Origin of the sequence: uncultured Ruegeria sp. (assembly GCF_947500045.1) — a bacterium.
In the GTDB taxonomy this organism is placed as follows: Bacteria; Pseudomonadota; Alphaproteobacteria; order Rhodobacterales; family Rhodobacteraceae; genus Ruegeria.
Genome location: NZ_CANMQQ010000005.1, coordinates 267,323 through 279,513 on the forward strand (window position 1 = coordinate 267,323; position 12,191 = coordinate 279,513).

Annotated in this window: 12 protein-coding genes and 3 tRNA genes; 8 read left to right on the plus strand and 7 right to left on the minus strand. The window is 55.2% G+C overall.

All coding sequences use genetic code 11. The features are described from left to right. Positions 1-6 precede the first annotated feature (6 nt). Positions 7-756, minus strand: coding sequence for a triose-phosphate isomerase (gene tpiA / locus Q1B46_RS11315; protein WP_299947993.1), 750 nt, complete (start codon positions 754-756; stop codon positions 7-9). 121 nt (positions 757-877) lie between these two features. Here tpiA and Q1B46_RS11320 point away from each other — a divergent pair, with 121 nt between their 5' ends. Next, the gene (locus tag Q1B46_RS11320) at positions 878-1,792 is read left to right on the plus strand and encodes a 2-oxoglutarate and iron-dependent oxygenase domain-containing protein (RefSeq protein WP_299947994.1); all 915 of its coding nucleotides are present in this window, start codon (positions 878-880) and stop codon (positions 1,790-1,792) included. On the opposite strand, the gene Q1B46_RS11325 is transcribed toward Q1B46_RS11320, so the two are convergent. Then, positions 1,789-2,154, minus strand: a complete 366-nt coding sequence (locus Q1B46_RS11325; protein ID WP_299663543.1) for an iron-sulfur cluster assembly accessory protein — start codon at positions 2,152-2,154, stop codon at positions 1,789-1,791. The genes Q1B46_RS11320 and Q1B46_RS11325 overlap by 4 nt on opposite strands. A 174-nt stretch (positions 2,155-2,328) precedes the next feature. On the opposite strand from Q1B46_RS11325, the gene Q1B46_RS11330 reads away from it, so the two are divergent. Next, the gene (locus Q1B46_RS11330; RefSeq protein ID WP_299947995.1) at positions 2,329-2,655 is read left to right on the plus strand and encodes a hypothetical protein; all 327 of its coding nucleotides are present in this window, start codon (positions 2,329-2,331) and stop codon (positions 2,653-2,655) included. A gap of 219 nt (positions 2,656-2,874) precedes the next feature. On the opposite strand, the gene Q1B46_RS11335 is transcribed toward Q1B46_RS11330, so the two are convergent. The 3 genes from Q1B46_RS11335 to Q1B46_RS11345 form a co-directional block, all read right to left on the minus strand. After that, on the minus strand, positions 2,875-3,237 hold the full coding sequence (locus Q1B46_RS11335; RefSeq protein ID WP_299663547.1) for an SUF system Fe-S cluster assembly protein: 363 nt from the start codon (positions 3,235-3,237) through the stop codon (positions 2,875-2,877). Between the two features lie 96 nt (positions 3,238-3,333). Continuing rightward, a complete protein-coding gene (locus Q1B46_RS11340) occupies positions 3,334-3,612 on the minus strand; it encodes a hypothetical protein (RefSeq protein WP_299663548.1) in 279 nt (92 codons plus the stop codon). Then, a complete protein-coding gene (locus Q1B46_RS11345; RefSeq protein WP_299947997.1) occupies positions 3,612-4,502 on the minus strand; it encodes an SPFH domain-containing protein in 891 nt (296 codons plus the stop codon). The genes Q1B46_RS11340 and Q1B46_RS11345 overlap by 1 nt, the downstream gene beginning before the upstream one ends. A gap of 174 nt (positions 4,503-4,676) precedes the next feature. On the opposite strand from Q1B46_RS11345, the gene Q1B46_RS11350 reads away from it, so the two are divergent. The 4 genes from Q1B46_RS11350 to lon all read left to right on the plus strand — a co-directional run bounded on the left by Q1B46_RS11350 (position 4,677) and on the right by lon (position 9,927). After that, positions 4,677-5,588, plus strand: coding sequence for a nucleoside hydrolase (locus tag Q1B46_RS11350; protein ID WP_299947999.1), 912 nt, complete (start codon positions 4,677-4,679; stop codon positions 5,586-5,588). Between the two features lie 63 nt (positions 5,589-5,651). Further along, positions 5,652-6,782, plus strand: coding sequence for a tRNA guanosine(34) transglycosylase Tgt (tgt, locus tag Q1B46_RS11355; RefSeq protein WP_299948001.1), 1,131 nt, complete (start codon positions 5,652-5,654; stop codon positions 6,780-6,782). A gap of 92 nt (positions 6,783-6,874) precedes the next feature. Then, positions 6,875-7,285 (plus strand): DUF6636 domain-containing protein, encoded by a 411-nt coding sequence (locus Q1B46_RS11360; protein ID WP_299948003.1) that lies wholly within the window; start codon positions 6,875-6,877, stop codon positions 7,283-7,285. Between the two features lie 233 nt (positions 7,286-7,518). Further along, a complete protein-coding gene (lon, locus tag Q1B46_RS11365; protein ID WP_299948005.1) occupies positions 7,519-9,927 on the plus strand; it encodes an endopeptidase La in 2,409 nt (802 codons plus the stop codon). Positions 9,928-9,983: 56 nt separating this feature from the next. On the opposite strand, the gene Q1B46_RS11370 is transcribed toward lon, so the two are convergent. Then, positions 9,984-11,570 carry an APC family permease gene (locus tag Q1B46_RS11370; protein WP_299948007.1) on the minus strand — a complete coding sequence of 529 codons (1,587 nt, stop codon included), beginning with the start codon at positions 11,568-11,570 and terminating at the stop codon, positions 9,984-9,986. Between the two features lie 127 nt (positions 11,571-11,697). After that, positions 11,698-11,772 (minus strand) — tRNA-Val (locus Q1B46_RS11375). A gap of 213 nt (positions 11,773-11,985) precedes the next feature. On the opposite strand from Q1B46_RS11375, the gene Q1B46_RS11380 reads away from it, so the two are divergent. Then, positions 11,986-12,062, plus strand: a tRNA-Asp gene (locus Q1B46_RS11380). A gap of 52 nt (positions 12,063-12,114) precedes the next feature. Then, a tRNA-Asp gene (locus Q1B46_RS11385) sits at positions 12,115-12,191 on the plus strand.

Below are 12,191 nucleotides of genomic sequence, written 5' to 3' on the forward strand. Positions count from 1 at the left end.
GTGTGCTCAGGCCTCTTCAAGCGCGCGGATGATGCCCGAAAAATCTTGGGCTTTCAGGCTTGCGCCCCCAACCAAAGCGCCATCGACATTGGAAACTCCGAAAATTTCTGCCGCGTTGCTGGGTTTGACCGAACCACCATAAAGCAAGCGGACCGAGCGCCCCACACCCTCACCAAAGCGCCGTTCAAGGCGTGCACGGATGAAATCATGGACTTCTCCGATTTCTTCGAGGGTAGGGACCTTGCCAGTGCCGATGGCCCAGATCGGTTCGTAGGCGACAATCAGGTTCTCACCCGTCGCTTGATCTGGGATCGAGCCTGACATCTGGCCGCCAATGATGTCCAGCGTGTTTGCGGCCTCACGCTGTTCAAGACTTTCACCGACACAGATGATCGCCTTCATGCCCGCATCCATTGCGATGCGCGCCTTGGCGCGAACGTCTTCATTCTGCTCGTCATGGTCTTCGCGACGCTCGGAATGGCCCAGAATCACCGCGTTTGCGCCGGCATCCAGCAGCATCTCGGCACTCAGGTCACCGGTGTGTGCGCCCGAAAGTGCCGCGTGGCAATCCTGTCCACCGATCGTAATTTCTGAACTTTCAACCGTGTTTGCGGCACGATGGAGCAATGTGGCAGGTGGGCAGATCAGGATTTCAACGGGGGATGTCGGATGCAAAGCGCTTAGGTCTTTAAGCTCGCTCAGCGCAACTCCGGTTCCATTCATTTTCCAGTTGCCTGCCGCTAACTTGCGCCGCATTGCTGTCCCTCCAATTTTATGCGTTATCCACCCCGGATATCACCCGCAGGCAGGGCTGACAATTCCGGTTGAAGACTGCGAGGCGTGCGGACACATTGCGCGCGATAACTCAGAGGACGGCATGATCGATAACCTTAACCTCGCCAAGCTGGATCAGTGCGATCCGGCAGAAATGAAAAAGCTGAAAGATGCCGTCGGCCAGATTGGATTCCTGACGATTTCCAACACCGGGCTCAATGCAGACCGGGTACGACAGGTGATCGACACTTATCGCACGTTCTTTCTACAGCCTGACAAAATCAAGCAGAGCGTCGATATGGCCACTACTGGTGCCAACCGTGGCTGGGGCGCGTCAGGCTCGGAACAGGTCGACCCCAAGGCGAACCCGGATTACAAAGAGGTCTTTGATTGCGGCTATGAACTGCAGGTCGATGATCCCTATGCAGGATGCGGGCTAAGCGTATATGCCCCAAACCTATGGCCCGAAGGGGCTGATGCGTTTCGGGAGACAATCCAGACCTATTACGCTGACGCCTGTGCCGTCGCTATACGGGTTTTACGTGCGATTGCCGTCGCCATCGGGCGCGAGGCCAAAAGTTTCGATGCAGCCTTTGAAACGCCGATGGCGCTGTTGCGTGGCAACTTCTATCCGCAACGTCCTGATTGGGCAGGGGAAAATGATTTCGGCATCGGGGCACACACGGACTATGGCTGCCTGACTTTGTTGGCCACTGACGGCACGCCCGGTCTGGAGGTTCGAATGCCAAGTGGTGATTGGCAGGCCGTGAACGCGGCACCGGGGCAGTTCATCATCAATTTCGGCGAAATGCTTGAGTTCTGGACCGAAGGAGAGGTCAAAGCGACCGAACACAGGGTCAAAGGCAGCTCGGACGAAAGGATATCAGTTCCGCTGTTCTTCAATCCCTCTTTTGACACGAATGTCGCGCCGCCGGCATCAGGTAAAGTGATCCGGGCAGGTGAGCATCTGACACAACGGTTTAACGAGACGTATCTACACTTGAACGCAGCGTCTTAACGCTGCGTCGCTAGGGTATCGTCGAATTTGATCGATTCTCCACATCCGCAGGCATCGACCACATTGGGGTTGCGGAACTTGAATCCTGATTCCAGCAGCGAGACCTCATAATCGATCTCGGTTCCGAACAGGAACATCTGCGCCATAGGTGCAATCATCACACATGCGCCATCCTGGTCGACCACCTCATCATTCGGATCGGCCTCATCAACATAGTCCATGGTATATTCCATACCTGCGCAGCCGCCTTTCTTGACGCCAATGCGCAGACCAGCATGACTGCCAGATTTCATCAGCCGAACAATCTGTTCGGCGGCTTTGGGTGTTATGGTCACGGCTTGTTTGCCGGGAATGCCAAACATGGGTGGGCTCCGTATTCGCGCGTTGGGTCTAATCTAAGGCCGACACGCGCCGGGCTCAAGGGAGTGTGCGTACAAAAGCTGTAGTCGAGCTGGGTTGTAATACAGGGCCACGAGGTATTAGCGTGCTGTCATAGTCCAAAATCACAGTCGAATTTTCAAATGAGGTAGGGATCAATGGTTGCACAGAGCTTGATTAGAGGTGGTGCGGTGGTGAGTGTGCTTTTCGTTGCCCTTATTGGTTCGGCAATGGCCGCAGATGATGCGAAACGGCACCCAGTGAACTGCGCCACGGCCCCAGGTGATCTACGTGCGATTGCTGCCGAGAAAAAACACGCGGAAGACCAGCAGGCCGAAAGTGTGTTTGCGATCCTGCCAGCGGGGGCGCTGCTGGGTTTGGTTACCGGGACCGAAAACAAGCATCTTGAAATGTTGTCTGGCGACTACGTCAAACAGTTGGATGCCAGAGCTGCCGAAATCAAATCCACCTGCGGCGTTAAGTAAGGTTCGTAAAAAGACCGCCCTCGGGCAAGGGCGGCCTAAAGTCCAGGCCAGATCAATGGGGACGGCAATCGGTTTCTTGCCCGGAACGCAGGCGCAGCGGGGATTGCCTGCGCCTATGCGGCAATGGTGCCAGTGCTTTGTGTCAAAATCCAAACGGAACGGTTACGGTTTCACAACCGTTTCATGACAAACTGCAAAAAACGTGTGGATAGAAGCGCGTTACATGAACCCAAGCTCAAGCCGGGCTTCGTCTGACATCATTTCCATACCCCAGGGCGGTTCCCAGGTCAGTTCGACGTCCACCTCTTTGACTCCGGCAACTGGTTCGATCGCTTCCATGATCCAACCCGGCATCTCTCCGGCAACCGGGCAGCCGGGCGCTGTCAGGGTCATGATGACTTTGACCGCGTTCTCGGTGTTGATGTCGATCGTGTAAATCAGGCCCAGATCATAGATATTGACCGGAATCTCGGGGTCAAAGACCGTCCGGCACGCGTCCACCACGGGTTCGTACAAAGGGTGCTCGATGGTTGAAGGTGCGATGAGAGGGCTGCCTTCAAACTGTTCGCTGGGGTGGGTCATTGATGCCTCGGGTCTGTTACCTGAGAATTTATATAGGGAATCCGCCAAGCAGCGTCCAGAGGGGCCGTGGCGCCCATGACGAGCGCCAGCGCAAGATCACTCGTTGATATCATGGTTGAAGGTTTTGACCTGTCCGTGCGGCAAAGCAAACATTCGGCGCAGAACCAGCCATGCAATCAGTGACAGAACCGCGAAGATCAACAGCAAAACTGGCAGGGATGGCGCTAGTCCGGGGATCAGCAAAGCCAGGCCAGTGATGGCCGCGCCGATGGCAAAGCCCAAAAAGATAAATCCGGGCAGGGCGACCTCGAGAATGGCCAGAGCGAGTGCTCCGGCCAGCCAAATCCACCAAGTTAGCCAGAAAGGATCGGCCATCATTTCCCTCCTTTCAGCATGTTAAAGGCATTGCCGAAAGCTTCAAGCGCATTTGCGGGAACGACGATGGTCTGCGAACCTGTACCATTGCCCAAAGCGTTCAACGCCTCGACCTGTTTCAACGCCACCTGATATTGTGCTGCTTCCAGTCCATTGTCTTGAATGGCTTTTGCCACGACTTGGGTCGCGTAGGCTTCGGCGTCGGACTGAATACGGCGGGCTTTGGCGGTCTGTTCCGCGGCGTAAAGCTCGGCATCGGCGTTCAGTTCCACTGCGCGCTTTTGGCCTTCAGCTTCAGTCACTTGCGCGCGGCGCGCACGTTCGGCGTTCAGCTGCTGCAACATCGCGTCGCGTGTGGCCTGATCAAGATTCACGTCCAAAATCTCGGCGCGGGTTACTTCGATGCCCCAGTCATCGACCGCGGTTTCAACGCTTTCCTGAATGCGATCAATCAGTTGCGCGCGGTTCGACTGCACCTCATCCAGATCCATCTTACCGATCTCGGCACGGACGATACCAGCAACTGTTGTTGCAATCGCGCCGTCTACATCGCGGATACGATAAACGGTCTTTTCAGGCTCCAGAATGCGGTAGAACACCGATGTATCGATCTGCACCAGAACATTGTCCTTGGTGATTGCATCTTGGGTCGCATTCGGCAACTGACGCTCAAGAATGGATATCTTGTGGCGCGCAACGTCAAGAAAAGGAACAATAAAGTTTATTCCCGGTCCAAGTACGGAATGCAGGCGTCCGAACCTTTCAATGACGTATTTCTCGGATTGGGGCACGATCTTGATGCCCTTGAAAATGACAATCGCGATAAGCGCTGCCGCCAGCAGATAAATGATGTTTGATGTAAGTAGTCCGATAATCTGGTCTTCTGTCATAACTGTCCTCATTTTTGTGTACTATGGTATACATTTAGGGATTGAGTCGCCCGATTTCAACTCTGGTATGGATTGAGCGGACAGGAATGCAAATCTTTGAAACTGTTAATGCGGTGTGTAATTTTCGGCCTGTGACCGCTTTGCATCCCGTGATGTTTGCGGTATCGGGCACGGATGAAACTGATAATTGATACTGATCCCGGCATCGATGATGCGATGGCCATCGCTTATGCCGCCGCCGCGCCCGATATTGAGTTGATTGGCCTGACGACCATCTTCGGCAATACGCATGTCCATCAATCCAGCCGGAATGCACGTTTTCTGGTCGATAAACTGGGCTTGAAAATTCCGGTCGCAGAAGGTGCGCCATTTGCACGCGGTGAAGATCGCCACGCGCCGTCTGAACATGTGCATGGGCCTGAAGGATTTGGTGATATAACCGAAATCCCCCAGATCGGAGAGAACCACGTGCAGCCGGCGGCAGAGTTTCTTGTCGAGATGGCGCGCAAGCATCGCGGAGAACTGGTCATTTGTGCCATTGGTCCGCTGACTAACATTGCGGATGCAATCAAACTGGACCCGGAATTTGCGGGCAATCTGGCTAATCTAGTTATCATGGGAGGGGCGGTGTTCTGCCCTGGCAATATTACCGAACATGCCGAGGCAAATATCTACCATGATGCCAAAGCCGCAAATGAAGTATTTGCCGCGCCTCTGCCCACTGTTCTCGTCGGTTTGGATGTCACGCTGAAAACCCTGTACGAGACCGCAGATTTCGAAAATTTGGCCCAGAAATCCCCAGAAATGGGTGGTTTTCTGTGCGACATCTCCCGGTTTTATCTGAAATTCTACAAAGAGATCGGCGGACTGGAAGGATGCGGTTTGCACGACTCGACCGCTGTGATCGCCTGTACGCATGAACCGATGTTCGAGATGGTCGAAACAGGTTTGCACGTGGTGCTTGATGGGCCCGAAATCGGTGCCACACGGGTTGATCCAATGCGGCCTCCGGTGCGCGTATGCCGCGACGTGGATGGAGCAGGGGTTGTGCGCTTGTTTACCCAGCGGGTTGCTTCGCTGCCCTGACGGCTTGCATTGCACCTGCAGATCGGGCAAAGCCTGCCCGGTTCCGCGACCCGAGGCCCAAAAATGACTGACCGTTTTTCGTTTGACCTGAAAGCCACCGATGGCAAGGCCCGTACCGGCGTGATCAACACGCCGCGCGGTGCGGTGCGCACGCCTGCGTTTATGCCCGTTGGCACGGCTGCGACGGTAAAAGCGATGATGCCCGAAAGCGTGCGTGCAACTGGTGCGGATATCCTTTTGGGCAATACCTACCACCTGATGCTGCGCCCAACGGCCGAGCGGATTGATCGGCTGGGTGGTTTGCACAAGTTCATGAATTGGGAACGCCCTATCCTGACCGACTCGGGTGGGTTTCAGGTGATGTCGTTGGCGGGGTTGCGCAATCTGACCGAAAAGGGCGTGACATTCAAATCTCACATTGACGGGTCAAGGCATGAGCTAACTCCGGAACGCTCAATGGAAATTCAGCGCCTGCTGGGGTCGGATATCGTCATGTGTTTTGATGAATGCCCCGCACTTCCGGCAGATCGCGACCGGATTGCCGAATCCATGCGCCTTTCGATGCGATGGGCTGAACGATCCCGGGATGCGTTCGGGGATCGCCCGGGGTATGCGCTGTTCGGCATCATGCAGGGCGGGCTTGAGCAGGATTTGCGCGAAGAAAGCGCCAAGTCGCTGACACAGATCGGCTTTGAGGGCTATGCCATTGGCGGATTGGCCGTGGGTGAGGGGCAGGAAGGCATGTTCAGCTGCCTCGACTACGCGCCTGATTTTCTGCCCACAGACAAACCGCGTTATCTGATGGGTGTCGGCAAGCCCGACGACATCGTTGGAGCAGTTGCCCGTGGTGTGGACATGATGGATTGCGTTCTGCCGTCGCGTTCGGGCCGCACAGGGCAGGTTTTCACGCGGCATGGGGTCGTTAACATCAAAAATGCGCGCCATGCTGATGATCCGCGACCACTGGATGAACAGTGCACATGCCCGGCGTGCTCAAGCTATTCCCGTGCCTATCTGCATCATGTGTTCCGCTCGAACGAGATGATCTCGGGCATGCTGCTGACCTGGCATAACCTGCACTATTTTCAGGAAATCATGCAGGGCATGCGGGATGCGATCACGGACGGTACATTTGCCGATTGGCAAGCGCATTTCCACGCGCAACGGGAACAAGGCGATATCGAGCCACTCTAGATTGTGGCCACGCCGGTGACAACTACAGCATTTTCTGCTAAACTGTTCCCATTATTTTTACCAATTTCATCTGTTTTGTTCAGGAGGATTCTATGCCTCGTTTGTTTGTTTTTTTCGCAATAGTACTTTGTGCATCGCCATCGCTTGCGGATGTCTGGACGTTTGAGACCCCGTCCGAGAACATCCAGTGTGTTGTCGGAGAAGGGGCCGGTGACTCGGACCTGTCATGCACCATTATCGAGCGTAACGGCGCGCCCGCTTTGCCGCGACCAGCGGATTGCCGGTCTGATTGGGGGCATGATTTTTTCATGACCAACACGGGTGCGGTTCGCATGCTGTGCCAGCCGGTAAGTCTGAATCGCGACGGTTTTGACCGGGCCGACTATGGCATTACGGGAAGGTTTGGCGGATTTGTCTGCCATTCCACGAAAAAAGGGTTGGAATGTAAAAATGAGGTCGGCCACGGCTTCTTTTTGTCACGCGCCAAACAGAGGATTTTCTGATCCGCGTTGATGATTAATCATGCGTCTTGCCGCTGTGAGCAGTTAAAATCGGTGGATATGTCTGCCGGACGCCTTGAAGTCCCCAAATCAACGGTTCATGCTGCATCACGACAAACGGCGGTGAGGTTGAAATGGGGGAACAGGTGCCCCACCTTTATCGTCCAAGACAGGAGATGGCCAAAGGTTGCCTGAAACAGGGACTGGTGCCGTCTTGCCAATGATAAGGATAGAGCATGCAAGAGCCTCTGAATTCCTCATACCCCGTCCTGCCGCTGCGCGATATTGTGGTATTCCCACACATGATTGTGCCGCTGTTCGTGGGCCGTGACAAATCGGTCCGCGCGCTGGAAGAGGTAATGCAGGATGACAAGCAAATTCTGTTGTCCAGCCAGATCGATCCCGGTGAGGATGATCCCGAAATTGATGGGATCTACCGTGCGGGCGTTTTGGCCAATGTACTGCAACTGTTGAAGCTGCCCGATGGCACCGTGAAGGTGCTGGTTGAGGGGCAGGCACGTGTGCAGATCACGGAATTCCTTGAAAACGATCAGTTTTTCGAAGCGCGGGCCGAATATCTAACCGAAATGCCGGGCGATGTGACAACGACCGAAGCGCTGTTGCGCACAGTCGCGGATGAGTTCGAGCGTTATGCAAAAGTGCGCAAGAACATCCCAGAAGAGGCGCTGGCCGCAGTGGGGGAAACCACCGAGCCCGCCAAACTGGCTGATCTGGTGTCAGGTCACCTGGGCATTGAGGTTGAACAAAAGCAGGAACTGCTGGAAACCCTCAGCGTCAGCGAGCGGCTTGAGAAAGTCTATGGTCTGATGCAGGGCGAGATGTCGGTTCTGCAGGTCGAGAAAAAGATCAAGACCCGCGTCAAATCTCAGATGGAGAAGACGCAGCGTGAGTACTATCTGAATGAGCAGATGAAGGCCATTCAGAAGGAGCTTGGCGACGGCGAAGATGGCAGCAACGAAGTTGCCGAACTGGAAGCTAAGATCGCCGAGACCAAGCTGTCGAAAGAGGCGCACGAGAAAGTTGAAGGCGAGCTGAAGAAGCTCAAGAACATGTCGCCCATGTCGGCTGAGGCCACTGTTGTGCGCAACTATCTGGACTGGATCCTGTCGCTGCCATGGGGCACCAAATCCCGTGTCAAAAAGGATCTGGGACGCGCGCAGGCTATTCTGGATGCTGATCACTATGGCCTTGAGAAGGTCAAGGAGCGGATCGTTGAGTATCTGGCGGTACAGCAGCGCTCGAAAAAGCTGAAAGGCCCGATCATGTGCCTTGTCGGCCCTCCGGGTGTTGGTAAAACCTCGCTTGGCAAGTCTGTCGCGCGTGCGACGGGCCGTGAGTTTATCCGCATCTCGCTGGGCGGCGTACGTGATGAATCCGAGATCAGGGGCCACCGTCGGACCTATATTGGCTCGATGCCCGGCAAGATCATTCAGGCGCTGAAGAAGGCAAAGACCACGAATCCGCTGATCCTGCTCGATGAGATCGACAAGATGGGGCAGGACTTCCGTGGTGACCCGGCTTCGGCGATGCTTGAGGTGTTGGACCCGGAACAGAACAGCACGTTCATGGACCACTATCTGGAAGTGGAATATGACCTGTCGAACGTGATGTTCCTGACTACATCGAACAGCTACAACATGCCTGGGCCGTTGCTGGATCGGATGGAGATCATTCCGCTGGCCGGTTACACCGAGGACGAAAAAAGCGAGATCGCCAAACAGCATCTGATCGCCAAGCAGGTCAAGAACCACGGTTTGAAAGACAAAGAGTTTGAGCTGACCGATGAGGCGCTGCAATCGATCATCCGCACGTACACGCGTGAAGCCGGTGTGCGGAACCTTGAACGTGAGATCGCCAAGGTGGCGCGGAAGTCGCTGACCAAGATCATCAAGAAACAAGCTGAATCGGTAACGGTGACGCCAGACAATCTGGATGAGTTTCTGGGCGTGCCCAAGTTCCGCTATGGCCTGGCTGAACAGGACGATCAGGTTGGTGTTGTCACCGGTCTGGCGTGGACATCGGTCGGTGGTGATCTGCTGCATATCGAGGCGCTGAAACTGCCGGGCAAGGGCCGGATGAAGACCACCGGAAAGCTGGGCGATGTGATGAAGGAATCCATCGATGCAGCGTCGTCTTATGTGCGGTCAATTTCGCCACAGATCGGGGTGAAACCGCCTAAGTTTGACGCGTTGGACATACACGTCCACGTGCCGGATGGTGCGACTCCGAAGGACGGGCCATCGGCTGGTCTGGCTATGGTGACCTCGATCGTATCCGTGCTGACCGGTATTCCGGTTCGCAAGGACATTGCGATGACCGGTGAGGTTTCGTTGCGCGGAAATGCGATGCCGATTGGTGGACTGAAAGAGAAACTGCTGGCAGCCCTGCGCGGCGGCATCAAGACGGTTCTGATCCCGGAAGAGAACGAAAAGGATCTGGCCGAGATTCCAGACAACGTGAAAGAAGGCCTGAAGATCATTCCGGTCGAGCACGTGTCCGAGGTCCTCAAAGAGGCGCTTGTGCGTGCACCGGAAGCGATTGAGTGGGATGAGGCCGCCGAAGAGGCCGCTGCCGCCGCTGCGAAGGCCACTGAAAGCAAGAGCCCGTCAGCTACGACGCACTAATACGCGTTCTGCAATAGACAAAGAAAAAGGCGGGTATTTCCCCGCCTTTTTCTTTTTCAGAAGCCGATAACGGGTTTCTTCGGGTCCAGTACCTCTTCCTCGGCGATGTAAGTCTGAAACTTTTTGTTGGACAGGGAGGATCGGACCGCAAGGCCGAAAATGACGGCTGAGAACAGGACGCACAGCAAAATATCCCAACCAAAGGGGATTTGCTTTAGCGCACCTTCTCCGAACTGGCCCAGGAACGAGATCACGCCGATCCCACCGAAATAGGGAACCAGCCACAGGGCCTCGGTCACGTCCATTTCGTCCAGCCGATTGTGGAACCGAGCCAGAAGAAGAACAAACCCGACGATTAACGCTATGCCAAGCCGCCAAACGGTGTCCCATCCGCTCCAATAGACGATGAGGGTAGCGACAGCGAAGGCTGTGATGGCCACCACGTTGACGAAGGGGATACGAATCGAGCGCGGGTGGTCCGGCATCAGCCGACGCAGGCAAACAACTGCGATTGGCCCAACGGCAAAAGACACCACGATTGCGGCACCATTCAGGGCAATAACGGTGGTGAACGGGATCGTGAGAAGGAACAGAACTCCGATCAGAAAGTTCAGAGCCAAGGCCCAAAGAGGCACCCCGAATGAGGACAGCATTTGCAGGCGCTTTGGCAGGAATCCGTTTTGTGACAAAGCCAGCGCGATACGTGCGTTCGAGCCGGTCGACACCAAACCGTTGCCGAAAGGTCCGATAACCGAGCCTATGTTCAAAACACTTAGGAACCAGACGATCCCAACCGATAGGATGACCCCGTCCAGTGGCCCCTGGCCGCTGAAATTCAGATTTGCCCAACCGTTCTTTAGCATCTCCGGATCAAGCGCGCCGATAAACGCGACCTGCAATCCGACATAGATGGCTGCACACAGTATGATGGACAGCACCAGCGCCGCAGGAATGGCTACCTTGGGATTTCGAACCTCACCAGCCATATCGACCACATGGCGAAAACCGATGAAGGAAAAGATGACGCCCCCGGTCGAAACGGCCGCCATGATACCCTGCAAGCCGTACGGCGCAAAACCACCCGGTTGGGTGAAATTCCCGGTGTTAAATCGACTTGCGATTAGCAAAACTGACAGCACGATGGGAATGGCAATTTTAGCCCATGTCAGAGCCGCGTTGACTTGCGTGAAGAATTTTACACCCAGCGCGTTAATGACCACGAACAACAACATGAAAAATAGCGCCACGGCGATACCTGCGCCGGTCAAGCCGCCCGTGTCAGCTGTGTGCAGCCACGGAGCATAAGGCCCGAGGTATTTCAGCATTGCTTCGACCTCAATCGGGGCGGTGGTGTTGTACCCAATCCAAGCCGTCCACCCCATTGCCATCGAAACGATGTTCCCGTGCGAAAATTGGGGGACCCGAGCGATCCCTCCGGGAATTGGTAGCATTGCTGAAATTTCGGCGAAGGTTATCGCAAGGATGAACATGGCCACCGCGCCAATGATCCACGACAGGATTGCAGCAGGTCCCGCGTGTTGAACAGCGAGAAGCGGTCCGAACAACCAGCCGGAACCAATAATTCCACCGACCGAAATGAAGGTCAGGCCAACAAGGCCAATATCCCGTTTCAATTTGGCCATGCGAAACCCCGTGCTTCAGCGCCGGTTGATCACACGGCAGATGTACGAACGATACGCAGCCGAAACGCGGGCTGGCAAGCTTTGTAGTTTCAAAGCGTTAGAAGGCGTTGGGTCTGAGGAAGGGGAATGGTGGGTGATAAGAGATTTGAACTCCTGACATCTTCGATGTGAACGAAGCGCTCTACCACTGAGCTAATCACCCATGACGGGCGCTGTTATAGAACCCAAGTTTTGTTCGCAAGCATAAATCGCTGTTCGTCAGGGATGTTGAAAGATTTCTCTGATGCTATTGCCATGTTCAAAGTTGACGGCATTGGAAAAATTCGCGATTAGGCAAAAAACTTGCAAACGCCGCTTGACCCTGATCAGCCGTAGCCATAATACACCCCAACATTCAGAGATGAATGGGCAGTGGGCGGTTGTAGCTCAGTTGGTTAGAGTACCGGCCTGTCACGCCGGGGGTCGCGGGTTCGAGCCCCGTCAACCGCGCCATCACTGTCAGCCTTTGGTCCAGGTGAACGGATCGCACATAGACCCTAAATGCGCGGTTGTAGCTCAGTTGGTTAGAGTACCGGCCTGTCACGCCGGGGGTCGCGGGTTCGAGCCCCGTCAACCGCGCCA